Annotated in this window: 25 protein-coding genes and 1 riboswitch; of the genes, 13 read left to right on the forward strand and 12 right to left on the reverse strand. The window is 51.1% G+C overall.

Annotated elements, in window-relative coordinates:
• Positions 1-21 precede the first annotated feature (21 nt).
• Entirely contained in the window at positions 22-1452 is a 1431-nt protein-coding gene (gene sthA / locus C2M24_RS02120) for a Si-specific NAD(P)(+) transhydrogenase (RefSeq protein WP_105200409.1), read from the forward strand.
• Between the two features lie 131 nt (positions 1453-1583).
• The gene (locus tag C2M24_RS02125) at positions 1584-2960 is read left to right on the forward strand and encodes a tetratricopeptide repeat protein (protein WP_105213162.1); all 1377 of its coding nucleotides are present in this window, start codon (positions 1584-1586) and stop codon (positions 2958-2960) included.
• A gap of 57 nt (positions 2961-3017) precedes the next feature.
• Here the strand turns inward: C2M24_RS02125 and hemE are convergent, their stop codons facing one another.
• The gene (hemE, locus tag C2M24_RS02130) at positions 3018-4082 is read right to left on the reverse strand and encodes a uroporphyrinogen decarboxylase (RefSeq protein WP_105200411.1); all 1065 of its coding nucleotides are present in this window, start codon (positions 4080-4082) and stop codon (positions 3018-3020) included.
• Positions 4083-4523: 441 nt separating this feature from the next.
• On the opposite strand from hemE, the gene rsd reads away from it, so the two are divergent.
• A complete protein-coding gene (rsd, locus tag C2M24_RS02135) occupies positions 4524-4991 on the forward strand; it encodes a sigma D regulator (protein ID WP_105213163.1) in 468 nt (155 codons plus the stop codon).
• A gap of 98 nt (positions 4992-5089) precedes the next feature.
• Here rsd and fkpA read toward each other — a convergent pair whose 3' ends face one another.
• Complete coding sequence (fkpA, locus tag C2M24_RS02140) at positions 5090-5842, reverse strand: FKBP-type peptidyl-prolyl cis-trans isomerase (RefSeq protein WP_105200429.1); 753 nt, start codon at positions 5840-5842, stop codon at positions 5090-5092.
• 689 nt (positions 5843-6531) lie between these two features.
• On the opposite strand from fkpA, the gene C2M24_RS02145 reads away from it, so the two are divergent.
• On the forward strand, positions 6532-6747 hold the full coding sequence (locus tag C2M24_RS02145; protein ID WP_105200413.1) for a SlyX family protein: 216 nt from the start codon (positions 6532-6534) through the stop codon (positions 6745-6747).
• Positions 6748-6757: 10 nt separating this feature from the next.
• On the opposite strand, the gene C2M24_RS02150 is transcribed toward C2M24_RS02145, so the two are convergent.
• Entirely contained in the window at positions 6758-6958 is a 201-nt protein-coding gene (locus C2M24_RS02150) for a YheV family putative zinc ribbon protein (RefSeq protein WP_105190300.1), read from the reverse strand.
• A gap of 121 nt (positions 6959-7079) precedes the next feature.
• On the opposite strand from C2M24_RS02150, the gene C2M24_RS02155 reads away from it, so the two are divergent.
• From C2M24_RS02155 to C2M24_RS02195, 9 genes are all read left to right on the forward strand, one after another.
• A complete protein-coding gene (locus C2M24_RS02155) occupies positions 7080-8993 on the forward strand; it encodes an ATP-binding cassette domain-containing protein (protein ID WP_105213164.1) in 1914 nt (637 codons plus the stop codon).
• Positions 8980-9453: a TIGR02444 family protein gene (locus tag C2M24_RS02160; protein ID WP_105213165.1), complete on the forward strand. Its 474-nt coding sequence runs from the start codon at positions 8980-8982 to the stop codon at positions 9451-9453. The genes C2M24_RS02155 and C2M24_RS02160 overlap by 14 nt, the downstream gene beginning before the upstream one ends.
• 85 nt (positions 9454-9538) lie before the next feature.
• Positions 9539-9685 carry a DUF3149 domain-containing protein gene (locus C2M24_RS15940; protein ID WP_158677986.1) on the forward strand — a complete coding sequence of 49 codons (147 nt, stop codon included), beginning with the start codon at positions 9539-9541 and terminating at the stop codon, positions 9683-9685.
• A gap of 181 nt (positions 9686-9866) precedes the next feature.
• Positions 9867-10841, forward strand: a complete 975-nt coding sequence (locus tag C2M24_RS02165) for a hydrolase (protein WP_199775682.1) — start codon at positions 9867-9869, stop codon at positions 10839-10841.
• Entirely contained in the window at positions 10838-11101 is a 264-nt protein-coding gene (locus C2M24_RS02170) for a YheU family protein (protein ID WP_105213167.1), read from the forward strand. The genes C2M24_RS02165 and C2M24_RS02170 overlap by 4 nt, the downstream gene beginning before the upstream one ends.
• 118 nt (positions 11102-11219) lie before the next feature.
• Positions 11220-11537 (forward strand): antibiotic biosynthesis monooxygenase family protein, encoded by a 318-nt coding sequence (locus C2M24_RS02175; RefSeq protein WP_105213168.1) that lies wholly within the window; start codon positions 11220-11222, stop codon positions 11535-11537.
• Positions 11534-12232, forward strand: a complete 699-nt coding sequence (locus tag C2M24_RS02180; protein ID WP_105213169.1) for an alpha/beta fold hydrolase — start codon at positions 11534-11536, stop codon at positions 12230-12232. Before C2M24_RS02175 ends, C2M24_RS02180 begins: the two co-directional genes overlap by 4 nt.
• An 80-nt stretch (positions 12233-12312) precedes the next feature.
• Positions 12313-12532, forward strand: a riboswitch (FMN riboswitch).
• Positions 12533-12637: 105 nt separating this feature from the next.
• A complete protein-coding gene (gene ribB, locus C2M24_RS02185) occupies positions 12638-13291 on the forward strand; it encodes a 3,4-dihydroxy-2-butanone-4-phosphate synthase (RefSeq protein ID WP_105213170.1) in 654 nt (217 codons plus the stop codon).
• A 978-nt stretch (positions 13292-14269) separates the two neighbouring features.
• A complete protein-coding gene (locus C2M24_RS02195; protein ID WP_105213172.1) occupies positions 14270-15478 on the forward strand; it encodes a dipeptidase in 1209 nt (402 codons plus the stop codon).
• A 58-nt stretch (positions 15479-15536) separates the two neighbouring features.
• Here C2M24_RS02195 and C2M24_RS02200 read toward each other — a convergent pair whose 3' ends face one another.
• The 9 genes from C2M24_RS02200 to C2M24_RS02240 form a co-directional block, all read right to left on the reverse strand.
• Positions 15537-16967, reverse strand: coding sequence for a protein adenylyltransferase SelO (locus C2M24_RS02200; RefSeq protein ID WP_105213173.1), 1431 nt, complete (start codon positions 16965-16967; stop codon positions 15537-15539).
• An 8-nt stretch (positions 16968-16975) separates the two neighbouring features.
• The gene (locus C2M24_RS02205) at positions 16976-17671 is read right to left on the reverse strand and encodes a DNA-3-methyladenine glycosylase I (RefSeq protein ID WP_105200421.1); all 696 of its coding nucleotides are present in this window, start codon (positions 17669-17671) and stop codon (positions 16976-16978) included.
• Between the two features lie 96 nt (positions 17672-17767).
• Complete coding sequence (locus C2M24_RS02210; protein WP_105213174.1) at positions 17768-18712, reverse strand: hypothetical protein; 945 nt, start codon at positions 18710-18712, stop codon at positions 17768-17770.
• A complete protein-coding gene (locus tag C2M24_RS02215) occupies positions 18709-19776 on the reverse strand; it encodes a vWA domain-containing protein (RefSeq protein ID WP_105213175.1) in 1068 nt (355 codons plus the stop codon). Before C2M24_RS02215 ends, C2M24_RS02210 begins: the two co-directional genes overlap by 4 nt.
• Positions 19777-19781: 5 nt before the next feature.
• The gene (locus C2M24_RS02220) at positions 19782-20552 is read right to left on the reverse strand and encodes a MotA/TolQ/ExbB proton channel family protein (protein WP_105213176.1); all 771 of its coding nucleotides are present in this window, start codon (positions 20550-20552) and stop codon (positions 19782-19784) included.
• A gap of 133 nt (positions 20553-20685) precedes the next feature.
• Positions 20686-22674 carry a PEGA domain-containing protein gene (locus tag C2M24_RS02225; RefSeq protein WP_105213177.1) on the reverse strand — a complete coding sequence of 663 codons (1989 nt, stop codon included), beginning with the start codon at positions 22672-22674 and terminating at the stop codon, positions 20686-20688.
• A 5-nt stretch (positions 22675-22679) separates the two neighbouring features.
• Positions 22680-24134, reverse strand: a complete 1455-nt coding sequence (locus C2M24_RS02230) for a hypothetical protein (RefSeq protein ID WP_105213178.1) — start codon at positions 24132-24134, stop codon at positions 22680-22682.
• 42 nt (positions 24135-24176) lie between these two features.
• Positions 24177-25439 (reverse strand): hypothetical protein, encoded by a 1263-nt coding sequence (locus tag C2M24_RS02235; RefSeq protein WP_233999484.1) that lies wholly within the window; start codon positions 25437-25439, stop codon positions 24177-24179.
• 16 nt (positions 25440-25455) lie between these two features.
• A complete protein-coding gene (locus tag C2M24_RS02240) occupies positions 25456-25986 on the reverse strand; it encodes a hypothetical protein (RefSeq protein ID WP_105213180.1) in 531 nt (176 codons plus the stop codon).
• Between the last annotated feature and the right edge of the window lie 684 nt (positions 25987-26670).

A 26670-nucleotide genomic window follows, 5' to 3' on the forward strand; every position in this document is an offset into this window, starting at 1 on the left:
TAAAAGGGTAAAGGAGTGAGCGTGGCCAAACAAACCACAAGTAAGAAGAAGCCCGAGGCGGCATACCAGTATGACGCCATTATTATTGGTACAGGCCCTGGGGGTGAAGGCACCGCCATGAACCTGGCCAAAAGCAATAAAAGGGTGGCAGTGATCGAACGCCAGCGCGCAGTCGGTGGTGGCTGCGTGCATTGGGGAACCATTCCTTCCAAGGCTCTGCGCCACTCGGTCAGCCGTTATATCGAATACAAGGCCAACCCCTTGTTCCATATCTCAGAGCGTCCTAGCCGCCTGACCTTTGGTGATATTCTACGTCATACCAGCGCGGTGATCTCTAAACAGTCGAGCTTACGCAGCAGCTTTTATGAACGCAACCGCATCGACCTGTATCAAGGTGATGCTAGCTTTATCGATCAGCATACGGTTCAGGTGCAACATCAGGACGGGTCAATCGAGCAACTAAGCGCGCCAACCATAGTGATCGCCACTGGCTCACGCCCCTATCGTCCGGCGGAAATCGACTTTAATCATCCCCGCGTCTATGACAGCGACACCATTTTAAATCTGCAACACGATCCACAGCGCATTCTAATTTACGGCGCAGGTGTGATTGGTTGTGAGTACGCTTCTATTTTCAAAGGTTTAGGCACCAAGGTTGATCTGGTTAACACCCGTGATCGCTTACTGGCCTTTATGGATGACGAGATTTCCGATGCCCTAAGCTACCACTTTTGGAACAGCGGCATTTTTATTCGCCACAATGAAGAATTCGATCGCGTTGAAACCCGCGACGACGGCATCATTATGCATATGAAGTCGGGCAAGCGGGTCAAGGCCGACTGCCTGCTCTTTGCCAATGGCCGTACCGGTAACACAGACACCTTAAACCTGGCAGCGGTAGGCTTAAAAGCCGACAGCCGTGGCCAACTTAAGGTTAATGAGAGCTACCAAACCGACGTCGATAATATCTATGCGGTCGGCGATGTCATTGGTTACCCCAGCCTGGCCAGCGCCGCCTTTGACCAGGGGCGTATCTGTGCCGATGCCATAGTCAAAGGGGAATGTAACGAAAAGCTGATCATAGATATCCCCGCCGGCATCTACACCATTCCGGAAATGAGCTCGGTGGGTAAAACCGAACAGCAGCTTACCGCCGCCAAAATTCCTTACGAGGTAGGTCGGGCCCAGTTTAAACACCTGGCTCGGGCGCAAATTGCCGGCACAGATGTGGGTAGCCTAAAGATTCTATTCCATAGCGAAACCAAGGAAGTCCTGGGGGTACACTGCTTTGGTGAGCGTGCCTCGGAGATAGTGCATATCGGTCAGGCCATTATGGAGCAGAAAAATGGTGGCAATAATGTCGAGTACTTCGTCAATACCACCTTTAACTACCCGACTATGGCCGAAGCCTACCGGGTGGCGGCACTAAACGGGCTTAATCGTTTAGTTTGATATAGATTAAGAAAATACCCTTTATAAATACAAAAATGGGCCTTGTGCCCATTTTTTAGCATTCAGCCCTTGTTCAACTGTAAAATTATTGTAAACTCGGTGATATAATAAGAAAAAGTTAGGAAAAGGGAATGAAAATACGTGCTTTTGGTCTTTGTGCAGCATTAAGTCTGGCAAGTTTCGCCACATTCGCCGATTATTCCAGCGCGCAGAAAGATCTCCAAAATAAAAATTTCGACGCCGCCTTCTCTGAATTTAAAAAGCTCGCCGAGCAGGGGCACCCCCAAGCCATGTTCGAGCTAGCCAAGATGTATGAGCAGGGCCTTGGAGCCCCAGCCGATATCTACAACGCTTTTTCTTGGTATATGCTTGCCCTGGATTACGGTAACGACGACGCCAAAGATCGCTATCGTGATATCCGCAGTACTGTCCCCTCTCGTAAAGACGGGAAAGACCACTACAAGGCATTGTCATACAAATTCGGTTATGACAAACACCAGCAAACCCTGGCGCCCATTGAAGATAAATCCGGCCACGATGCTCGCTATATTTCGGTTAAACAAAAGGTAAATCCGGAATATAACGATGAGGGCGGTATTCAAAGCGCCTGGGCCACGGTGAGCTTTGACGTTAACCAGCAGGGTCATGTTATAAATGAGCGGGTGATCGCCTCCTTCCCTAAAGGAGTAATAGATGACGCCGCCTTAGCCGCTATTGCCCAGTGGCAATACAATGTACCTAACGACTACAGCGGCGAACCGCAAGCTGTGTTCGACCTAACTCACACCTTTGAATTACAAAGCAGCCAGAACAATTATCGCCGTGAATATAAGTCACAATTGGCGGAGTATTCACAAAAGCTTAAAGCGCTCGCCGTTCAAGGCAATAACTACGCCCAGGCTCGCTACGCCATGATGCTGGAAGCCGGCTTAGTGGACAACAGCGATGAGCATTACCTGGATTGGTACTACCGCGCTGCCATTAACGGCAACTATGACGCGCAATTATGGTTGGTTCGTTGCTTTGAATACGGCACTGCCTGTAAAGCCGATAAACAAAAGGCTTATAACTGGTTGGAAGTAGCCAGCCACAGTGGTAACGAGCGCGCTCAATATCAATTGGCCAACAAGCTGCTCGACTATGAAACTGTGCATTATGACCTGGATAAAGCGGCGAAAATTCTTAAACAAGCCACGCATCAGCAGTATCTGCCGGCGATGATCGCCTATGCCAAGCTGCTTGCTTTTGCCGATAAGGAATCGATCCGCAACTATGAAGAAGCGGTAAAATACGCCGAGCTTGCTCGCGCCGAAGCACCGGATAACCCGGTCCTGCTTTCCGTACTGGGTGTTGCCTACAGCGAACTGGGACGCATGCAGCAAGGTGAAAAATACCTGCGCCAGGCATACGACGAAGCCAAGCGCCGTAACTGGCCAACGCAGAATTACCTGGAGCTGATGGAAGGCCGTGCCTCCATGATGGCCAACGGCACCAGCCTGATTTACTAAAGGCTGCTAACAGACACAAAAAAGCCCGCAACTGCGGGCTTTTTCTTTAGGCTGTAATTACTTGTGGTATTGCGCACTTAGCTCATGTACGGCATTGATAAAGGCACCGGCGTGCTCAGGATCAACGTCCGGGGTAATACCATGGCCCAGGTTGAATACATGACCGCTGCCATGACCAAAACCGGCCAGAATCGACGCTACTTCTTCACGAATGCGCTCAGGTGAGGCATGCAGCATGGATGGATCCATATTACCCTGCAGTGCCACCTTGTCGCCTACACGGCGCTTGGCATCGGCAATATCTATGGTCCAATCCAGACCTATGGCATCACAGCCGGTCGCAGCAATCTTTTCGATCCACTGACCACCGCTCTTAGTGAACAGGGTGACCGGTACTTTACGGCCATCGTTTTCACGAATTAAGCCATCAACGATTTTGTGCATGTAACGCAGTGAGAACTCTTCGTAGTCACGCGGGCTTAATACCCCACCCCATGAATCGAAAATCATTAAGGACTGCGCACCGGCTTTTACCTGCGCATTCAGATAGCTAGTAACCGAGTCGGCCAGCTTGTCTAACAACAAGTGAAGCGTTTTAGGCTCAGCAAAGGCCATTTTCTTAATTTTACCGAAGGTTTTGCTCGAACCGCCCTCAACCATGTAGGTCGCCAGGGTCCAAGGTGAACCAGAGAAACCGATTAAAGGCACTTCGCCCTTAAGCTCGCGACGAATGGTGCGAACCGCGTTCATCACGTAGCCCAGCTCGTCTTCCGGATCGGGAATGGCGATCTTGGCAACATCTGCATAACTCGTTACTGGGCGCTCAAATTTAGGGCCTTCACCGGTTTCGAAGTACAGTCCCAAGCCCATGGCATCAGGAATGGTCAGAATGTCGCTGAACAGAATCGCCGCGTCCAAAGGATAACGACGCAATGGCTGTAAAGTTACCTCACAAGCGAGCTCGGCATTTTTACATAAGCTCATAAAGTCCCCGGCCTGAGATCGGGTAGCGCGATACTCTGGCAAATAGCGACCGGCTTGACGCATCATCCATACCGGCGTTTTATCAACGGGCTGTTTAGCTAAGGCACGTAAATAACGATCATTTTTCAATTCGCTCATGGCGTAACTCTTTCGGTTCAAATTTTAGTTGGGCGGGATTCTACCATAACCTAGATTCACTATGATGAAATAGATCATGGAAATGCACATTTGTGCGGCAGCAAATGTGAAGCTTGATAAAAAAATGTAAATTTTTTTGTTAAAAGAACTTGCAACGCTTATACGACCTTGGTATAACTAATGCCGTTCTAGAGAATAATAATAAAAAGTTAGAACAAACATAATAAAAAGAAGCTCGTACAACGAGACTGCTAAAGAAATTCGGCCACCCTTGCGGTGGCTTTTTCTTTTCCAGCGCTTTATTTCTCTAACCTGCCTGATAACAATCATCCGACCTCCGCCCTGTAATAATCTGAAATAATAATTGTGAAAAATAGGTTGACCTTTGCCTCAGATTTCCTTTTTATAGAAGGTAACGCCAGCGAGGTTAGGAGAGCAATGATGTTATCGCAATTGGAAAAAGCACAACAAAAATGGGGTGGTAGCCATAGCGTCATCGATAAGTGGTTAACCGACCGCCAGGAACTATTGGTGCAGTACTGCGGCCTAGCGGGTCCGGCGCACCATGGTAAGCATGATCAGGCATTACCGGAGCAAGCCAATATCCAGAGTTTTTGCCAATTACTGATGGACTACCTCTCAGCCGGCCATTTTGAAATCTACGACGACATAGTTAAGCAATGCGAAAGCCGCGGCGCAGACAGTCTGAAATTAGCGCGCTCCTTGTATCCGCAAATTTCCGCCACCACAGATATCGCCCTCGACTTTAACGATAACTACGCGGAAACCAAAAGCGACGATTTACTTGAGAACTTCGATAAAGACCTATCGCAGCTCGGCGAAGCACTGAGCATTCGCTTTGAATTGGAAGATGAGTTGATCCACAACCTCTACACCAATCACACTTAATTCAATACACAAAAAAGCCCCACTCATTGAGTGGGGCTTTTTTTTGCGTTTATGCTTGTGTGCGGCAGTGTTGACCACCGCACAACAACTAACCCTGATTACTCAGCGTCAGTCTTTTCCGCTTTAACGATCTCAAGCAGCTCAACTTCGAATACCAGCGTTGAGTTAGCAGGGATCTTACCTAGGTCACGCTCGCCGTAAGCAAGCTCTGAAGGAATAGTGAACTTGTACTTAGAGCCAACAGGCATAAGTTGTAGACCTTCAGTCCAGCCAGGGATAACGCGGTTAAGCGGGAAGCTGGTAGGTTCGTTACGAGAGTAAGAGCTGTCGAACTCGGTACCGTCAATCAAGGTGCCTTTGTAGTGTACCTTAACCGTGTCGGTTTCAGCTGGCTTGTCGCCTTCGGCAGCCGTCAGCACTTCCCACTGTAGGCCAGACTCAGTTACCGTCACGCCTTCTTTCTTAGCGTTATCGGCTAGGTATTTTTCACCTTCTTCTTTGCTCTTGGCTGCAGCGGCTTTCGCTTGCTCTTGCTGCTTAGTACGTACTGACTCATCAAGAGTAGTTAGCACTTCACGAATTTTCTCTTCGTCTAGCTTGGCTTCACCGGCTAGCGCATCTTTAAAACCACGTAGCAATAGCTCTTGGTCAAGCACGATACCCAGCTCTTTTTTGTCCGCTAGATCTTTGTTTAGGAAAGTACCCACAGAGGCACCAATACCATAAGCCTGTTGCTGAGCTTCAGTTTCTAGTTTTACTTCTTTTACTTCTTGCTTAGCTGCTTCTTGGTTACACGCTGCAAGGGCTAGTACTGATGCCGCTACAAGCGATAGCTTAATTGTTTTTTTCATATCTATCTCCGGCAACATAGGGTTGCCAATTTAAGGTTACAAAACTAAATTTTGATTAACAGACCTTAACCCGTAAAGCCCATTTTTCCAACTCCAGCATGAGGCTGTTTTTCAAATTACTTTAATGAAATAATTAGAAAAACAACCTTGAGTTGCGACCCTAGTCTAACTGCTTGAAGCAACAGAGTTAAGGGACACGTGCAAATTTATGATAATAATTTGCACACTAGTCGTTACGGCCTTGTGAAGCCTGATTGTCGCCCGTCAGCCGCAGCAATTCTATGCTGTTAAACAGCACCCACACGCCGCCATATAAGAAGGCGATCGTTATAGCCTAGTGTCCGGGATAGACATGGTGTCATCACCTGCAACAATCAAGTCAGGGCGCTAAAATTTCAATGGTACTTGAGTGAAGATGAACAGAATCTGGTTATCGCCCCGGATATTTACGCCGATAACAGCACGACAGCAAATGCCAAGCAGGGGTTTGGGAGCTGACAACAGGTGCACAGCACAGTAATTTGCAGTATATTGCCTGCCAGAAAATGTCCAACGCTGTGGAATATCCTCTGCAGCAAACGCGTGTTGGATTATCAGGTTGCGGCCAGCCGTTGCCTTAACGAACAGAATCAACCGAGCACCAAAAGTTCCAGTGCTCTGTCCGAGTATTTTGAGATTAAGAGAGCCCCATGAACCACTTAGAAGCACGTATTGAAAGTCTCGAGGCCAAGGTGGCGTTTCAAGACGAGACCATAGATATACTGAATGATGAGCTTAAGGCGCACCAACAGCAGATGGCGAAGATGCGCCGTCAGATGGAGCTATTGGGCGAGAAGTTCCGTGAAGTGCAAAGCAGTTCGACAATGATGCCGCAGGAGCAAGAGCCGCCCCCGCCGCATTATTAATAACAGGTGTTTACTCCGGTTTGAAAACGCCGATCACCTGCTCAAACTGACGTGTTGATGCTTGTACGGCGTTTTCCGGCTGGGTCATGATATGACCGCACTCAACACATTGTACTTTTTCCACATCATGCTCTTTATACAGCATCATGGTATCCATTTGCTGACACTCGGGACAACTGGCCCCGGCAATAAAACGCTTTTTCTGTTTCATACTCTCAACCCCTTGGCCGAAAACACCCGGCTTTAAAGCGCCAGTTTATCATAAAAACTTTCCCGCTTGGGCAAGGACTCCATGATATGATGTGCTCCATTATTAACACCATGCAGTAACTATGATTCAAATCAGCGACATCGAGCTTTTACGCGGCCCAAAATGCCTGTTAAAAAATGCCAGTGCCACCTTGTTCCCACAACATAAAGTGGGCTTAGTGGGCAGTAATGGCTGTGGTAAATCGAGCCTGTTTGCCTTGCTTAAAGGCGAACTGCAACTCGATGCCGGTGAAGCCAAAGTTCCCAAGGAATGGTCCATTGCCTCGGTCAAGCAAGAAACTCCGGCCCTGGATATCAGCGCCCTTGAGTATGTGTTGCAGGGTCACCCCCAGTATTATGCGCTGCGCACCGAGCTGAAAGCGGCGGAGCAAAGCGGCGATGGCGATACCCAGGCCAGGGTGCACCAACAGCTGGAATTGATGAAGGGTTACAGCATTGAGGCCAAAGCCGGAGAGCTGCTGCATGGTTTAGGCTTTACCAATAGCCAGATAGATTATCCGGTCAGTGACTTTTCCGGGGGCTGGCGTATGCGTCTTAACCTGGCACAGGCGCTGATCCGCGATGCCGACCTGCTGTTGCTCGATGAACCGACCAACCACCTGGATCTGGATGCGGTGTATTGGCTCGAGCGCTTTTTGCGTGCCTACAGCGGCACCCTGGTGCTTATCTCGCACGACCGAGAGTTTCTCGATGCCGTGGTCGGTGAAATCTGGCACATAGATCAGCAATTGATCAATGTGTACAAGGGCAATTACTCCCAGTTTGAACGCCAAAAGGCCGAGCGTTTGGCCCAGCATCAGGCGCAATTTGTTAAACAACAGGAACAAATTGCCCATTTAGAAAAGTTTATCGCCCGCTTTAAGGCCAAGGCCAGCAAGGCCAAACAGGCCCAAAGCAGGGTTAAGGCCTTAGAGCGCATGGAAAAGCTGGCCCCAGCCCATGTCGACTCACCATTCGACTTTAGCTTTGCCGAGCCCGATGCCCTGCCCAATCCGCTGATCGCCCTTGATGGCGCCCAGGCCGGCTATGGCGACACCACCATTTTGCACAGCATTAAGCTCAATTTGGTACCGGGCAGTCGCATTGCCTTACTAGGTCGCAACGGTGCCGGTAAATCCACACTGATCAAATTACTGGCTCAGGAGATCAAACCCCAGGCCGGTGAGGTGTTTTATCACCAGGGCCTCAAGGTGGGTTACTTTGCTCAGCATCAGTTGGAAGCCCTGGATCTAGAGGCCAGCCCGGTGACCCACCTGCAACGCCTGGACCCGCAGGCCAGCGAGCAGTCGCTGCGTGATTTCCTTGGCGGCTTTGCCTTTATCGGCGATAAGGCGCTGGAGGCGGTGGCGCCTTTCTCCGGTGGCGAGAAAGCCCGCCTGGTGTTGGCCATGCTGGTCTATCAAAAACCGAACCTGCTGTTACTGGATGAGCCGACCAACCACCTGGACTTGGAAATGCGTCATGCCCTGGTTATGGCATTGCAAGGTTTTGAAGGCGCCATGGTGACGGTATCGCACGACCGCCATCTGTTAAAGAACACCGCCGATGAGTTCTATCTGGTCGACAGCGGCGAAGTGAGCCAGTTTGGTTATGATCTCGATGCCTATTACCAATGGCTGCTTAAGGCCAATCAGGCGGAAAAGCCTGCACAAAACAATGAAGATAAGGCCCATTCCAGCGCCAACCGCAAGGAGCAAAAGCGCAAGGAAGCCGAGTTCCGCAAGCAGGTGCAGCCGCTGAAAAAAGCCATTGAGAAGCTGGAGAAGCAGCTCGACAAGCTCAGCCCACAGCTAAGCGAGATAGAGCAGCAACTCAGCGATAACAGCCTGTATGAAGAGCAGCATAAGGAAAAGCTCAAGCAACTGCTGGCACAGCAAACCGAGGCGGCAAAACAGCAGGAGCAGGTGGAAGAAGAATTGCTGGAGCTAATGACCGAGCTCGAAGAGCAAGAGCAGGCCTTTTATGAGCAAGATTAGCGCCGCAGAGTTATGGCGCTTTAGCCTCACTGTGTACGCCAACCCCCAGGTGCAAAAAGCCCTGTTGCAGTGGCAGGACGAGTACGACCTGAACGTCAATCTCTGCCTGCTGCTGGCCTATTTAGACTGCCACCAGCAAGCTCTAAACTCTTCCCAGTTGCAAGCGCTGCAAACGGCCATAGCGCCCTTTAACCAGCTTGCCCTTAAACCCCTGCGCCAGGTGCGCGCCGAGGTCAAGGCGCAGCAGGGGTCACTGCCCGACTACCCGGCACTGCGCCAGCAGTTACTCGACCTCGAACTGCAGTTTGAACGCCAGCAGCAAATGCAGTTGGTACAGGCCTGTAATACCCTGAAACTGCGCTCTGAGAGTAAGGCCAACAACCTGGCTTTGTATCTACCCAGCTCCCTACTGCCGCTAAATGCTGATCTGGATCAAGCTCTGCACGCAATCACAGACTAACCCTAAAATAACCTTGATCTAGGTCATATTGCCACCGGCTCGGCTCTCCTACACTAGCCATATCAAAGGAACAGGAGACGCCATCATGCAAGTATTCTTTCGCGACTTTTTCTCAGACCCGGTGCTGTTTATGTCTTTCGGCATACTGACTGTAGTGATTTTACTTTGCTTGTTCTATGTGGGCTATTTCGTGAAGAAAGTCATGGACGCCGAGGTTCCTGAAGGAAACTAATTACCCCGCCACGGGTCAAGCTTATACGCCCTTGGCTACCAACCAAATTAAGCACGACGCACAAAGCCTCCTCTAATCTTGTATTAGCGGAGGCTTTATTTTTATCCGATAAAAATGAGCATGTCGCCAAACTTTGTTACTATAGTGCGCGATGTATTCTGATTTTGTTGGTAAATATTCAGTGAGTAACCACTTTACCCCTGCTTGGTGGATGCCCGGCCGCCACCTGCAAACCATTTTACCGCGCTTTTTTCGCCCCGGTTTTAAGGTGAATGTCAGCCGCGAAATCATCACCACGGAAGATGACGACTTTCTCGATCTTGCCTGGGCACAACCAGCCCAGCCGGATAAGCCACTGGTGATCATCCTCCATGGTCTGGAGGGTAATATCGACAGCTTTTATGCCAAGGGCATGATGCTGGCGTTGCAAGCGGCAGGGCTGGATGCGGTGCTGATGCATTTTCGCAATTGCTCCGGCGAACCAAACCGACAAACCCGCGCCTATCACAGCGGCGAAACTCAGGATTTAGGCTTTTTTATCCGCACCCTGCAGCAACGTTTTCCAGGACGAGCCTTGGCGGCGGTCGGCTTTTCACTCGGCGGCAACGTCCTGGCCAAATACCTGGGCGAGCAGCGCGAGCACAGTGGCCTTAAGGCCGCGGCGGTGATCAGCGCCCCTCATGATTTATCCAGCTCCTGTCAGGTGATCCGCAAAAGCCTGGGCAAAATTTATCAGCACTACCTGCTTGGCCGCATGAAAAAGTCCATGACCCGCAAGCTGCCGCACCTCAAAGGTGCGCTTGATATGAGTGCCGAGCAGCTCAACAGCATCAATGACCTATGGCAGTTTGACGATATGATCACCGCGCCCCTGCATGGTTTTAACGGCGCCGAGGATTACTACCAAAAAAGCAGTGCCAAGCCCTATTTGAAACATATTGCCACCCCGACCCTGATAATTCATGCCGAAGACGACCCCATGCTGGCAACCCCGGCGGTACCCCGCCCAGAAGATGTCTCCGCCGCCGTTGATTTACGCGTATCGGCCAAGGGCGGGCATGTGGGCTTTATCAGTTGCAGCGGCTGGTTTAAACCGGAATTTTGGTTAGAGCAAACCGTCCCCCAATATTTCTTAGAGCAATTAGAAAACGCATGATCATTCCCTACCAAGAATTAAGTAAAGAAGCACTTACCAACCTTATAGAGCAGTTTATTCTTCGCGAAGGCACCGACTATGGTGAAACCGAGGTGGACAAGGCTACGAAAATCGAACAGGTGCTTGGCCTGATAAAAAGCGGCGAGGCGCTGATCGTTTACTCGGAACTCCATGAAGAAGTAAACATTATGAGCGCCCAGCAGTTTAAGCAAATGCAGACCGAGGAAGGCGACTATCACATTGATAGGGATGAGTTTTAATCGGGGCTGGCAAATACCAGCCCGTACCACTACCAGCATTTTTCGCTAACCAAACTCACCCGCGGCTGTTATGCTGATCACCCAAAGCAGCAGCCCACTCAGCCAACAAGGAATGTGTATGCCGTTAATCGCTCAAACCCCTGAACCGCCCTACTACACGGTTATTTTTACCTCGGTGCGCACCGAGATAGATGAAGGCTATGGCGACACCGCCACCCGCATGGTGGAGCTGGCCGAGCAACAGCCCGGCTTTTTAGGCGTCGAATCTGCTCGCGAGGAAGTGGGCATCACCGTCTCCTACTGGGCCGATCTGGAATCGATAAAAAACTGGAAGCGCAATATGGAGCATCTTGAAGCGCAAAAACTAGGACGCAAGAAGTGGTATGCCTCGTTTAAATTACGGATCGCTAAAGTCGAACGGGATTATGGCATGTGAGTGCATTAGGCTTTAAGACACCAAAACTCATATTGCTACCCGGTCTTGATGGAACTGGGAAGTTGTTTGCACCACTAGTTCAACATTTACCAGCACACATTGATTACGAAATATATCCTTTAAATCAATTTTCAGATGCCAAACAAGTGGATGTCGCGAATGAAATAGCAGAACGACTAGGTAACCAAGAAGTGATACTGTTCGCTGAATCCTACTCAGGGCGCATTGCCTATGCTCTAGCTCAGAATTCAAATTTAAAAATTAAACACATTATTTTTGCTGCCAGTTTTCTTCAGCGCCCATCTCCCCTAAGCAGATATGCTTACCTGACCCCGCTGACATTGATAAAGAAAAACATCATTCCTGTTAAGCTATTAAATTGGGCTCTGTTCGGTAACCAAGATCATGACAGCATCCTGACAACTTTATTTATGAGTACTCTGAAAGGAGTGAGCAACACGACACTTCGTCAAAGACTCAAGAATATCGCCCAGCTAAATGGGCCTAAACAAGTAATTTCTGTCCCTTGCACTTACATCCAAGCAACTAACGACAAACTAGTTCCTCAGCACGCTATTTACCTATTTCAGAGCCTATGCAAACAGCTGAATATTGAAAAAATTGAAGGGGGACACTTCATCGCTCAAAGTAGCCCAAGGAAAGTCGCTGAAATCATCAATAAGCAAATAGCATGAGTCGCAATTTTACGTGAAAATACTTGTGGACTTTGCAATCTACTCCCCAAGCGATAAAATCACGCCGTGCCACTAATGGCACGTTTCTTCAGGGCGGGGTGGAATTCCCCACCGGCGGTAATTAACTTTCGCACATTCACATATACGAAGGCGGCGACGGTTATCAGCCCGCGAGCGCTTTACCAAGAGTAACCTTGGCGTGGTAAAGGTCTAGCAGATTCGGTGTAAATCCGAAGCCGACGGTTCAGGGTTCGTGTACTCAGCGAGCGTCCCTTAAAGTCCGGATGGGAGAAGAATACTTGGTACAAAAACACACTGTTTAGTTAGGCTAGACGGTGCCTTTTTGCTGTGCCAGTCACTTTCCTAATTCCCCTGAGTTTTGACTTTCAAAATCAGGAGATTCTTATGAATATCAATTTAACACCTTTTGGTGCAACCGCACTTGAACGCGTTCAACGCGCCTGTGCAGATCTCGCGTTAGGCAAACCCGTGCTCTTAATGGACGACCCGGACAGAGAAAACGAAGGCGACCTAATCGTGGCCGCCGAGCTGATCAGTACACCAATCATGGCCCAGCTTATCAACGACTGCTCTGGCATTGTCTGCCTGGCACTAACCGGTGAAGCGGCCGATAACCTTGCGCTTCCCCCCATGGTGACAGACAACAGCAGTAAAAATAAAACCGCGTTTACCGTCTCCATTGAAGCCAAAGAGGGGGTTACCACAGGCGTCTCCGCTGCCGATAGGGTGCAAACAATACGCACCGCCATCGCCAGCGATGCAAAAGCGGATGATCTTGCAAGGCCGGGGCATGTGTTTCCTTTGCGCAGCGCCCCTGGAGGCGTACTGACTCGTCGCGGACACACCGAGGGTGGCGTGGATCTATGTCGACTCGCCAAGCTTTCGCCAGCAGCAGTACTGTGTGAGCTAATGCACAAAGACGGCAGCATGATGAAAGGTCGGGCACTGGTCGACTATGCTCACGCCCACCAGCTTGTGTTGTTAACGATTGAAGACCTGGTACAGGTATTAAAATCGAATACCGAGCAAGCAGCCTAATTAGGTTTTGTCGGGTCAATGACCCGACTCAGAGGAAATGCTCACCCATTTCCTCTGAAAATTACCAGAACACCCAAGCCATTATTGACCTAGTCTGATAACGCCTGAATTCAATATGTTATCAACATAAAAAACGCCATCCTTAAACCCCCGATGAATAAGCCTCCCCCCCTTACATTGCATCCAAAAGGGGATACGAGAAAAGTCATCAGCAGCGGTGATATTGGAGGAAATATTACTTAGGACAAGGCTAATTAAAGACTGTATTAGCAGAAATTTGAGCGCTTTTTTCTCAATAGCTAAGTAACCACTCCTCACTGACAGGTATCGCTCACTCCCGTTTAGATTCGCGCTTTCGATCTCGGCTTTTGCTGCCTAGCGTGTATAGGACAGTGAGGCATTGATGCCGAGCTAGATTTACCGGCACAGGGATAGGCCGTTAAATCGTGTCATAGCCAAAGCGGAGCGTTTAGCAAAAACTCGAGTTCGCAAGCATTAGCGAATCACGGGTTCGCGGAGTTTCCAAAGAGGGGCGACGAGTGACCGAAGCATCGCTTCGCAGCGCTCGGAGGTGGAGGAAGGGATGCCGACAGGAACCCAGCTTCATGGACGAATTATATGCACGATGGTTATGAACTCCCTCTTTGGTTGTCGTCCCCGGCCTTTCGCTGGCTCAAGGCGTTCGCATGCTAAAAATAGTCCACCGGACTATTTTCTTAACGCGCTCACCCAACGCGACAAGATCTAACAAAATCCATTAGGTCGTCAGACTGAAGTCTGACCTACAAGTACCAAAGCCTCGCCTACTGCCACCAATTAAGAACACCAAGGTATCAGACTCAAGAAGGAGAGGCAGGAAGGCCGACCTAAAAAAGCGCCCAAGTGCGTGCCTGCACTCATTGGTCTTATTTCCTTGTTTTAACCCCAAAACCTCGCCACAATGGGCACCAAATTCAATAATAACAATGAGCGGCTATTATGAAATTCACCACCCTCAGCGCGGCCCTAGCGCTGGCTCTTGGCAGCCTTAGCGTTGCCGCACAACAAGTGCATCAGGCTTCTGAAAAAGCCATTAAACTGGCGCAAGAAAACATCCTTATCGATACCCATATCGATGTCCCTTATCGCATTCATAACAAATGGGATGACGTCAGCAAGGCCACCGAGCGCGGTGATTTCGATTACCCTCGCGCCATTGAAGGTGGTTTAAACGCCCCCTTCATGTCTATCTATATTCCAGCCAACTTGGAATTCGAAGGCAAAGGTAAAAGCTATGAACTGGCCAATCAGCTGATCGATATGATGGAAGCGCTGGCCTATCGCGCCCCCGATAAGTTCGCCATTGCCGACTCGGTCGCAGATGTGGAAAAGCAATTTAAAGACGGCGTGATGTCGCTGGCCATGGGTATGGAAAATGGCTCCCCCATCGAAGGCGAGATTAAGAACCTGCACCACTTCTATGAGCGTGGCGTGCGTTATATCACCTTGGCGCATTCGCAAAGCAACCATATTTCCGACTCCAGCTATGATATTCGCCGTAAATGGAAGGGCCTAAGCCCATTCGGTAAAGAGCTGGTCACCGAGATGAATAATATCGGCATGCTGATCGATGTCTCGCATATCTCGGATGCGGCCTTCTATCAGGTGATGGAGCTGTCTAAGGTGCCCGTGATCGCCTCACACTCCTCGCTACGTAAATACACGCCGGGTTTTGAGCGCAATATGGATGACGACATGCTGTTGGCGCTGAAAAAGAACGGCGGTGTGATCCAAATTAACTTCGGTTCCAGCTTTGTGACCAGCAGCGCAAATAGCTGGTACGACCGTCGCGATGAGGCCCAGGATAAGGCCAAAGAAGCGGGCAAGGACACCACCGACTTTAAGGCGGCCTTCCTGAAGAAGAACCCCTTCCCATTCGCCAGCCTGGAGCAGGTGCTAGAGCATATCGACCATGTGGTGAAACTGATTGGCATCGAGCATGTGGGCATTGGCTCTGACTACGATGGTGTGGGTGACTCACTGCCGGTGGGCCTAAAAGACGTATCCAGCTACCCTAACCTGGTACAAGGTTTATTGGACCGTGGCTATAGCGATGCGGATATCAAAAAGATCCTTGGCGAAAATATGCTGCGCGTATGGCGTAAGCAGAGGCGTTTGCCAAAGCGCACTAAGATTTACGCCTCTTGAGACTGAAAAGCCCGAGCAATGCTCGGGCTTTTTGTTATTTACACCTAGCGTTATCTAGTTAAGTGCCACAGAAGGTTTGATAACTGTCGTCTTCGCCCTGCTCTGGCGGCTGCTGTAAATATGCATGCTCGGGGTCAAGGCAATAAGGGTTGCGAATAGCCGCCAGCAGCGGCGCCAGCTTGTCGCTGTGACCCTGACGCTCAAAGTCGGCGATCACCTCTTCCACCCTATGATTACGGGGGATCACCTGCGGATTTGCCGCGCTCATCAACGCCGCGCTGTGCTCCTTGTGCCCGGCTACGCACGCCTGCCAGCGCGCCAGCCAATCTCCCAAGGCTAACGTCAGGGTATCTGGCAGCTCTGTGCCCTGTTGACTGTAGTCTGTGAGCGCCGCAAAGGTATTAGTGTAATCCAACTGCTCTTTTTGCATCATCCCCAATAGCTCATCCACCAGCGCCTCAGCCTCGTTCTCCTCGGCCAGGAGCCCCAGTTTTTGTAGCCACATGGCTTTAAGGGCGGTATTAAACTTGTCGCCGAAGGTGCCTAGCACCTGGGTTAACTCTGCCACCGCCTGGTCGCGCTCTACGCTAAACAGGTCAATCAGGGTTTCCGCGAAGCGCGCCAGGTTCCAACTGGCGATCTGCGGTTGATTGCCAAAGGCATAACGACCGGTACGGTCGATGGAGCTAAACACCCGGCCAAAGTCAAAGCCGTTCAACATGGCGCAGGGGCCATAATCTATGGTTTCACCACTGACCAGGGTATTGTCGGTATTCATCACCCCATGAATAAAGCCGATGCGCAGCCAGTGTACAATCAGTTCGATTTGCTTATCCATCACCGCACTAAAGAGTGCCAACAAGCGCTCATCCCCGCTCAGCGCGGCCAGCTCGGGGTAATGACGGGTTATGGTCAGCTCCACCAACTGGGCCAAGCCTTGCTCATCCTGCTGCGCGGCTAAAAACTGAAAGCTGCCAACGCGAATATGGCTGCTGGCCACCCGCGTCACTATGGCGCCGGCGCTGGGCTGTTGTCGCATTACCGTCTCGCCGCTCAGCGCCACACTTAAACAGCGCGTGGTAGGCACCTTTAGTGCCGCCAATGCTTCGCTCATAATAAATTCGCGCACCGCCGGGCCAATACCACAGAGGCCATCGCCACCGCGGGAAAACTGGGTTGCTCCTGAGCCCTTTAATTGCAGATCCCAGCTCAGCCCCTGAGGATCGGTGACGGCACCGAGCAAATGAGCCCGACCGTCGCCGAGCAAGGGCACGTAATTGCCAAACTGGTGACCGGCATAAGCCAAGGCATTAGCATCCGGATAAGACTGACCGCTGGCAAGCTGGGCTTTAGTGGTTTCGTCCTCGCTCAGCCCCAGCGTTTTCGCCAACGCACTATTCCACAGCAACAGCTGCGGCTGACTAAACTGACGCACCTGGGCGCTGTGACTCAGGGCGCCAATATGGGCATAGGGGTTATTTAGCTTCATAGCTATCCTTAGTTGGTTTGCATACCAACATAATTGTCGCCAACGCTAAAGGCGATAAGCTGGCTTAGCTCCGTTAAGGAGCGGCCACTTTGCTGCTGCAGCTCATTAAACATGCCTTGTATGGCCTGCAGGGAGCGCTTCGAGTGCAGACCGCCGTCGATCACCTCATTGGCACGGCAATAGGCTTCCACATCGCGCGATAACATAAAGGTGTCTTTACCTAAAGCTCGCAGGGCAAAAGCGCCGGTATTGCCACCGAGGCGAGCGCCGTGCTTTTTCAAATATAACCAAAGGCCGGTAATGTCCTCGCTCGGCCACTGGGCAACAAAGTCGCTAAAGCTGCCATGCTCTTGTGCTACTTCATGGATCATTAGACAATTAATAGGCAAGGTTTGCACTTTTTTAAAGTTGCGCACAATACGTTCATCGCTGGCCTTTTGCTCCAGCATTTCCGGCGCCATCATCAGTAATTTCTCAACGCTAAAATCCCAGAACACCTCGCGAAAGCCCGGCCATTTGGCATTGATCACCGCCCAATAAAAGCCACTTTGAAAGATTTTTCGGGTGAACTCTTCTAACCAGATATCATCGGTTAGTTGCTTTAATTGCTCGGTGGTTTTTGGCTTACTGAGTAAGGCTTCCAGTTGCGCCTGTGAGCCCTTGCGCTCAAGCGCACGCTGATAAATAGATTGATATTTTTCCATCTGCTGCTGGGTCTTTTTAGTGTGAGGGAGACATTAAAACATGCTTTGTACGATGACAAAAAGGGTTATACCCATTGCGCCAACCTGAAGATCAAACTACAGCCCCATAAAGGTGCCGTTATTTTGCCGTGCCACCTCACGCATCAGGGTGGAAAACTTCACCATATCCGGTGACGCGCCCATATTGCGCTTAAAGGCGATGCCATGAATACGGGCGATAGGCGTACCGCCGGTACTGCGATTCAGCCGGTTGACTTGCGCTAAGGCATCGTCGTAACTGGTACCGGTAAAGTCATCACCAAAGACATAAAGCGCGAGATCCCCCTGGTAGCGGGCATAGGCCTTGAGGCTGGCGGCTATCCCCTCCACCGGCGAGCTGTTCGAGCTGCCATGCCATTGCTGTAAGCCTCGCAGTACCCCGGCGCGCTGCGCCCGACTGTCGCTGCGCCAGGTACCAAGGGAGCGTCCGCCCAGCACCTCTCCATTGTCGGACAGCACTTGAAAGCCCTGTACCTTGGGATGATTATTCAACACCTCGTCCATGGTCCTCAGCACCCGTGGCCACATGGTTTTCATCGACCCCGAGGTATCGATAATAAAAACCACATAATTGCTGTCGACGGGAATACCACCCACCTCGTCATCGCGCACCGAGGCACGTGGGGCATTGATGGCGGCACGCTGACGCTCCACCAGGGTTTGCTCCAGCCCGGAGGCGGCATCGGTCAACTGCTGCACCTTATCCTTGGCCCGTGCCAGTTGTGCCTGCAAGGCCATCTGCTGCTCTGCATTACTGGCCCCTTGCGCCTCGGCGGCCGCCAACTGCTCCGCACCCTCGCTCAAGGCCTGCTGTAATTGCTGGACGCTGCGCTCGGCCCCGTCCAAGGCTCGAACCAGGGTGGCAATTTGACTGGCGTCATTAAACTCACCCTGATCGCCATTTTTAGCCAGCAGGATCAGCATTACCACAGCGCCAAACGCACAGGAAATAATGTCTAAAAACGACAGGCTAAAGATTTCTACCGGTTCACGCCGCTTCATGGCCAGCTCCGCGCCGGGGCGATCATCAAACCACCGGTGTTATTGGCCCAGTTCCAGTAAAGCGCCGGCGCCAGCGGGTCTCCTTCCAAGGGCAGTAAGACAATATGGGTCGGTACCTTGGGGGCGGCTTGGGCGATGCTGAACTGATGGATTCGGGCACGACAATCGCCATCTATGGTTTTCATATTACCGCTTATTGGCTGACAGTGTTTTGTTTCGCGAAACCCATTAGCGCCCGACATCATGGTCGGCAAGCCATCGGTGATAATGTAAAGCGCATCCATATCCGCAAAGGTGCTCTTGATGGTGCTCAGGGCGGTATATAGGTCGGTGCCATTTTCCGGCACCAGAGCGTCAATGTCCTTCACCAAGGCCTGCATGCTGGCCTCCACCTTGGCCGAGTTGATGGCCCTGTTGCCCAGCACCTGAGCACCGGAATTAAAGGCGACCACGCTGACCTGAGACTGCTTCGGCACCCGCGCCAGCAACCATTTCGCAACCCGCTTGGTACGCTGCCATTTTGGCCCCTGTTGCTTTTGCTGGGCGGGGCCGAGCTTACGGCGTATCACCCTGATCAGCTGCTCGTCCGTCATCGAGGCGCTGTGATCGATCAAAATGCCTATACGCTGACCTTCAACCTTGAGGCCCAATAAGTAATTCTCCTCACCACCACCCTTTAACTCAATAGGATCATCCGCCTGTTTCGGCGCCGCCGCGGCTACCGACTGCTGTAACTGCGCCACCACCGCTTGTTGATTTTGCAAGGCCTGCCTGGCCGCTTGCTGCATGAGTTTTAACGCGGCCACGCGCTCGTCGTTGTCACTGTTTTGCGCCTGCACCGCGGCCAGCGCTTGCGCTACCTCATCCAGCTCCTGCTGCAAGGCACTGGCCTGCTCTTCGGTGGCGGCGAGCTTTTGCTGCAGTCGCTCTATTTCGGTGCTGGGTACCGAGGTTGAGGCCTGAAACTTGATGACAATCAGGATCATCAAAACAGCGCCCAAGCCGCAGGCCATAACATCGAGAAAGGACAGGTTTAACCCTTGTTCGCCGCGCCGCTTCAACATTTTGGCTACTTATGCAGATGGGTTAACAAATGGGTTTCACAGTTGTTCTTGGTTTTGAGCACCATTTCATCCTGGCGGTTATTAAGATGAAATAGCACATACATCAAGAGGATAGAAAGCAACAGCGAGACTAGCGTCGAGTTAAAGGCGACCCCGAGCTTATCCACCATACCGGCGATATCACCGGCCACCGCCTCTTCAGCTTTTGCCAGGGCCGAGCCAATACCGCGTACGGTGCCAACAAAACCAATACTGGGAATGGCCCAGATAAAGTAGCGAATGGTGGCGTTGCCCGCCTCCAGTTGCGCCGCCAGAGATTCAACGCTATCACGAATAGCATCGGCGGCATGCTGCACATTTTGGGTGTTTTTATAGCGACGTAAGCAATTGATCCAGGTGGCCACAGAGCTATTTTTTGCACTCTCCCCTTCTTCTAAAAACGCCAGGGCTTCATCCACATTCAGCGCCTCCTCCTTGGGGAAAGAGCGCAGATAGTCAAAGGTAAAGACCGGCTCTTCCTTGGTGACGATACGATAATACTTGTAGCCCATCAGGATCAGACAGAACAAGCCCAAGGTCATACAAGCCTGCTGCTCGGCGTCTTTTAAGATCACCCAAAGATTAGTCGTGGCACCACTGCCATGGGCGACAATAGCGGCTTCCGCCGCAGGGCGGATCACCCCTTGATACAGCAAGTGCACCACAACGACGGTAGCAATAAAGATGCCGATAGACACCAGAGGCGGCAAATTCATGCGGGTATTGTCCGTTACCATAATGCGCTCCTTAGATATCCACCGGGAAGGTGGCCGGTGAGTCCAAACTGATTTTTGCCGCCATCGCGACCGAAGTGACGGCGCCGACCAAGACTAAGGCCAGCACCAGTAATATGCCTTTACGTTTCATACCTTACCTCTCATAACGGGCGATGCGAAAGCCTATGGTTTCACTGGGACCATCGGTAACGATTTTTAGCGCCGCCCGTAAATCCTGCAGTCGCCCGGACTGATAGTTGCCGCCCTTGGCAATATGGTTACCTCCCCCCCCTGGGCCAAGATAATCCTTGTGCACCCGGTTCAAATCCGGGGTGACATAGGAGCTGACATCAAACACCCATTCACTAACATTACCGGCCAAGTCATAAAGACCGGCCTTATCAGCACGATAGCTGCCCACCGGAGCCTTACCCGCGTGGCTGTCCTGATAGTCAGCCAGATAAAATGCCTGCTTGCCCTTAAGGTTGGCATCGGCAAAGTTACCCGCTTCCTTAGGCACCCGCTCGCTGTCGCCCCACACATACTTGCTGGCGCGGGCACGCTTAGCTTTTTTCGCCAACCATTCCCATTCCGCCTCACTCAGCAAACGATAACCCCGGGCCTTTTTATTGATACCCGTAAACTGGTTATTAACGATACGGTAATAGGGTTCCAGGGCTTCTTGTTCACTGAGCCAGTTACAGTATTGTGCGGCGGCCAACCAACTGATATTAGTTACCGGTAATTGGGATTTATGCACCTGCTTATCGAAAGCATGAAATTGCGCCTCGGTCACTTCATGTTTGCCCACCCAGACCGGTCGGGTGAAGTCGACCTGCACCTGGAACTCATTGCGCTGGCGACCCACTTCATTGGCTGGTGAGCCCAGGGTAAAGGGCGTCATATTAAATTGCTGCAGCTCCATGCCAAGAGTAGAAACAAATAGGGGGCGCCCCTCCTGACGGCGGGCATCAAACTCCGTTAGCAAGGTGACATCCACCGTAGAGGCGTGTTTGGCGCTTGGAGTCAGGGTTTTAACCACAGTACGATAGCCAGGTTTGCTCACCTTAATTTCATGAGCGGTAGCCGGCAGGATCTTACTCAGCGGTGTTTTACCTCGTAACTGACCATTAATATAGACCTCGGCCTCGACATTGCTGCGCACGCTGACCTTGCCTTGCTCCGGCTTTAGGGTAATGGCGTAGAATTTTTGCTCCTTGGGGGGCAGGATCACCTTGCTGTTAAAGCTGTAATAGCCTGGCTTGTCGTAGCGCACCCTGTGCATGGTATTGGCATCCACGGCGACATGCCCTGGCGCCACCTTCTGACCATCAATAAACAGGCTGCCACCCTCGGGATCCAGGGTTATCTCCAAATAGGCTTGTTCGGGTTTAAGTTGGTATTGGCGGGTAACACTCGAATATTGCTCGGTAATTTCCACATTCTCGATACTCGGCTCATAACCCGGCTTATGCAACTCCAGAATATAACTACCTCCGGCCAAGGTGTGTCGCAAAGGGGTTTTACCCAGGCTTTTACCACCCATATAGACCTCTGCGCCATTGGGAATGGATGCCAGATCCAGCACCCCGGAGATGGGAGCTAACTCAGGGCTTACCTCGGTCGTTTGCGCCCGTGCCATTATCAGCGCCTGCTGCTGGTTTTGATAATAGGGATTTTCGATACTGAGCGTGTAATCGCCTTCACCCAGTGTCTCGCTAATGGTCGCCCCTTTGGCCAGCAAGCGGCCATCAACAACCCACAAGGTATGTTCGCCATAGGGCTGAGCGACCTTGCCCATCAAGGTACCTGGGCGGGGTTTTAGTTCTATAGTCACGGCGGCGGGGCTGGTGTCTGTCAGCACTAGCTCCTGAGCAAAATAGGTGGCAGAGGAGACCTTAATTTTCACGTCGCTGGCAAAGCGATAGACCAGCTCATCGGTCACAAAGCCAAACCCAGCAGTAATCTCAACCTGCGCCTGTTCTTGGGCCTCGACGGGCAAGACCTTAATAGCATGTCCCTTGGCGATAAACAGATAGATCACTATGGCCGCCACGCTCATCAGCGCTAGGCAGCTGGCGATCAGCAAGGGTAGCAAGCTGCTTTTTTGTCGTTGTTTTAATTGTGCGTCTAGCTCTGACATAACCACTAAATCCTTTGTGTACAGGCTATGGTAAGCGTAATTGGCGTATCCGTTGCGCTCACCTCAAGCTCATATTTCACACTGACATAACCCGTTCTGCGCCCTTCCAGAGTATAACTGCCGGGTAAGAGCATCACTTGCTTTTGGGCAAACTCGCCAAGCTGGTCACCGCCATAAATGCGTACCTGGGTTTGCTCATCGGACAGCAAGGTCACGGCGATGGGAGTGCTAAAGTGACTCAGGTGTTGATTCAACTCTTCGATACTGTTTGCCAATTGCCGCGAGTAAGGGGCATAGGGCTGGGCCTTAGTCAGCGCCGCCTCGGCCTGAGCGCGAATATGACTGTCGCTTAAACGCTCGGGCCGCGCCGTATAAATACTTAAAGCGCGCTGCGCCGCCAATACCTGTTTGGCACGGGTCAACAAGTGGGTAATGGTGCTATCACCGGGGGCGCGCGCCAAATACTGCTGCGCTAGGCTCTCTACCTGCTGCCACTCTTGCTGTTCGCTGGCGGCAACTAATAGGGCGCGGGTGCGCTCGGTACTCAGCTGGCGCTGCTGTTTACTCAGTTGCGCGCGCAATAAATTCAGGGTGTCGCCGTCGGCTTTTAAACGCTGCAATTGTGTAATCGCCTGCTCGGCCAAGATAAAGTCTTGCTGTACCAAGGCCTGCTGCGCCTCTTTGACCGCCTGGGCAACTTGGCGTTTACGTATGCTTTCCTCGGCAGCATTAAGTTTATCCTGCAACTCCTGGTTTTCGGGTTGCAATGCCACAAGTTGCGCCAACACCGCCGCCTGTTTATCTATATCGCGCTCCGCCACGGCCCCCTGATAATCACGCCTTAGACTTTGCTGCTGGGTAAAGGCTTGGATCTGCTGTTGCAAGGTATCGATGCGCGCATCCTCTTCATTGAGCGCATACATCTTATCCACATAAAGCCTGGCTTCTTGCGGACGTTGCTCCTCTAGGGCCTTTAATGCCTGCTGATACCAGCTATCTATGGCTTGCTGCCATTGTACTGATAACTCGGTTGCCAGTTCATCGGCCTGCTGTAAATACACCTGAGCCTGACGAAACTGGCCTTGTGCAAAGGCCGTGAGAGCAACATCAAAAGCACCTCTGGCCTGTACTTGTCGCTCAGGGGCGAAAGCAATCACCTGTTCGTTAGTTAGCAGGGCTTGGTGTTGCTGCTCAAAGGTTAAAATAGCCTGTTGCACTTGCTCACGCAGCACCTCGTTCGCAGCGCTATCAAGGGGAATAGCCAGTTCAGCACTTGGCACTGATGTGATGTGTGCCGAAGGCATCGCCGCATCCTCACTTAAGGCATACCAAACACTCGCCGCCAACACTAAAGCCAGAGTTACAGCAACAACTAGCATATAGGTATTGAGCTTTGCCCCGCGGGCCGAGGTTTGCTGTTGCAGCTGCTGATCTAAGCTCGTCTTCTTATCTTCGCCCACCACTAATACCTTGTGTTCTTTATTACTGAAAATGGCAGGCGCTTAATTGGCACTAGTTTCAAGATGATACATCTTCCTTAAATGAGCTTTCCATTGCTGATACTGCTCGGCAGCGGTACCGCTTAATTCAACCTGCTGCTCGTTAAATTCCATTACCTGAGGACTAAGGGTTAAGTCCAGACCCTGACCCATTTCATCGATCACCGCTGAGGCCACTTTAAGGTTATGATTCGCTTGATAGGCATCCTTTAACAGCCAAACACTGCCCAGGGCACCTGCTGTTTTAGCCACCGAAGTGGAAGTTGAGTTACTGTTGTTGCCCAGCGCCAAGGCAGCTATAAAGCCTAGGGCACCGACCACGGCCTTGGTATTACGCTCGGCACGGGCCTCTCGTGCCCTGACAGCCTCGGGTAAGGTTTCACGCTGCCATTCGTGATAAGGATCATCTGTACTTTGTTGGAATACATCGAACTGATCCTGGAGACGATCGACAAACAACATTTCTTGATTACGCAGCACCTCAATGCGTTGCAACATGGCATCGTCAGCCGCTGGCAGGCCATTAAGCTCATACTTGTAAAAACGGGTGCCATTCTTACGGTCGATAGATACCTTGAGATAGTCCTTAAAGGCCTCGGGAGAATAATAATGGGCATAACGTACTAAAGTGGTGTTTTTCAAGGTCTGCTTTTGTTGCTCGGAAAGATCCATCAACAGCCGGTAAACATAGTCAGCCACCTGATCAAACACCGGCTGATAGGGATCTTTGCCTTCATTTAAGGCATCGCGGAAATAACTCTTGGTAACCTGATGCTCAAACTCTTCGCTATCCAGAGGCTCACCACTGCTATCGACCACGGTTACCTCAAGACGCACAAACTCGGAGTCAGAGTGCAATACCGTACCCAGCACGTATAAATCGGCACTGGTATTGGCATCGGGCACCACAGACACAGAGCCGAAAGCCTGAGTAGCAGCAATGGCGCGCTTGGTCTCTACCGCAAAGCGCTTGGCCTCGGCACGACGCAATTGCGGCCAAATATCCATTTCATCCAACTCATCATAATCGACCTTATTGCCGTCCATGGGTAAGCCGGGATCAAATACCGGCACCGCAACATCTAAAAATATATCGCTCTGAGGTAGCACCTTAGCTGTGCTGTATGAGTCCTGCCCCATTGCGTTCGGACCGACCGCTAGGGGAGCATTACGAGTATTCTTGTTTGAGGTCGATTGGCAGGCACTGAGGGTGACAATCATCATGATCAACAGCGCAGCTAGCCTATAAGGGTTCTTAGATATCATATCTCAATACCTTTGCTTACTTAGTGCAATTGTAGTCTTCATATTGCTTAATTAACGCCTGCTTGGTGGCATCGTTTGTTTCTTTGGTGATCTCTTCATAGAGCATGGTGCAAATAATAGAATCGTTATCCTTAGGCTTAACCACCTGTTGCGCCCGACCACCGCCGGATTTCATTTTTTCCTGCTCCTTGGTAAGCGCTGGATCTTGGGTTGATAAGGGCAATTCTTGGGTCATTTGTTCAGTACTAGTTCCTTGCGACTGAGACTGGGCCTGCGCGTCTTGCTGCTCCTGCCCCTGAGCCGATGCGCTGGCTTGGGCCTGATCGCTGGCCATTTGCTGCTGCACCTTATCCAAACAGGTGCTGTATTTATTTACCGAATCAAGCAGCGCATTTTCCATTAACTTAATACGCTCCTGCTTAGTCAAAGTAGCCGGATCGATTTCATCTATTTCCACGGCAGTACAGTCGTAAGCCATTTGTATTGGCGCTTGCGACGCAGCCAGGGGCAGACCCGCAAGCAATAAGCATAACAACACAACTCGCATAGGCACTCCATTAAGCCCAACGGTGAAGAATTACCCTAATTATTACCTATTTGTATCGCTTTTCCTGTTATTAAGGCAAACAATTCATTGTAAGGTTTTGTTAGACGAAGAAGACCGAAGCACTGCTTCGCAGCTTCTGAGGTGACAAATCTGTCTGGAACAGATTTGAACAGCGTTAGCTGGCCCGAAGGGGTGAGTACAGGACGTATTCAATGCTGCATGGCTGAAAGTGGAATTAAGTGAGTGAACAGTTTCACTCACGCCACTTGAAGGTGACGAGCTCTGCGAGGAGCGGGGATGAGCGATGTAACCAAGCTACAGGGAAGTATTGTTAAAGCCACACTTAATCGTGCCGCTCCTTAAATAAGGTATGGGGGCTAATCTATTCTAAGGGGGATCAGTTAACAAATGGACGGTTTAAAAGCAAAAAACTTAAAACGCCAGAAAGCAAAAAACCCGCTGCATTGCTGCAACGGGTTTCTTTAAACAAGGCCCTGGCTCGCTACGAAGTAGGATGTTCTACTTTACTTCGGGCTATCCTGCCCTTGCCCTACTGGTCGCCTATGCGATGTAAAGCTGTTCCCTACAGCTTTATCACATGGCAAATGCCACACTATCCTCGACCGGGGCCGGCCATCCGGCTGTTTCGTTTCACTACTGAGTTTGGGTGACGAGAAACCGAAG

Origin of the sequence: Pseudoalteromonas sp. T1lg22, from assembly GCF_002964645.1 — a bacterium.
In the GTDB taxonomy this organism is placed as follows: Bacteria; Pseudomonadota; Gammaproteobacteria; order Enterobacterales; family Alteromonadaceae; genus Pseudoalteromonas.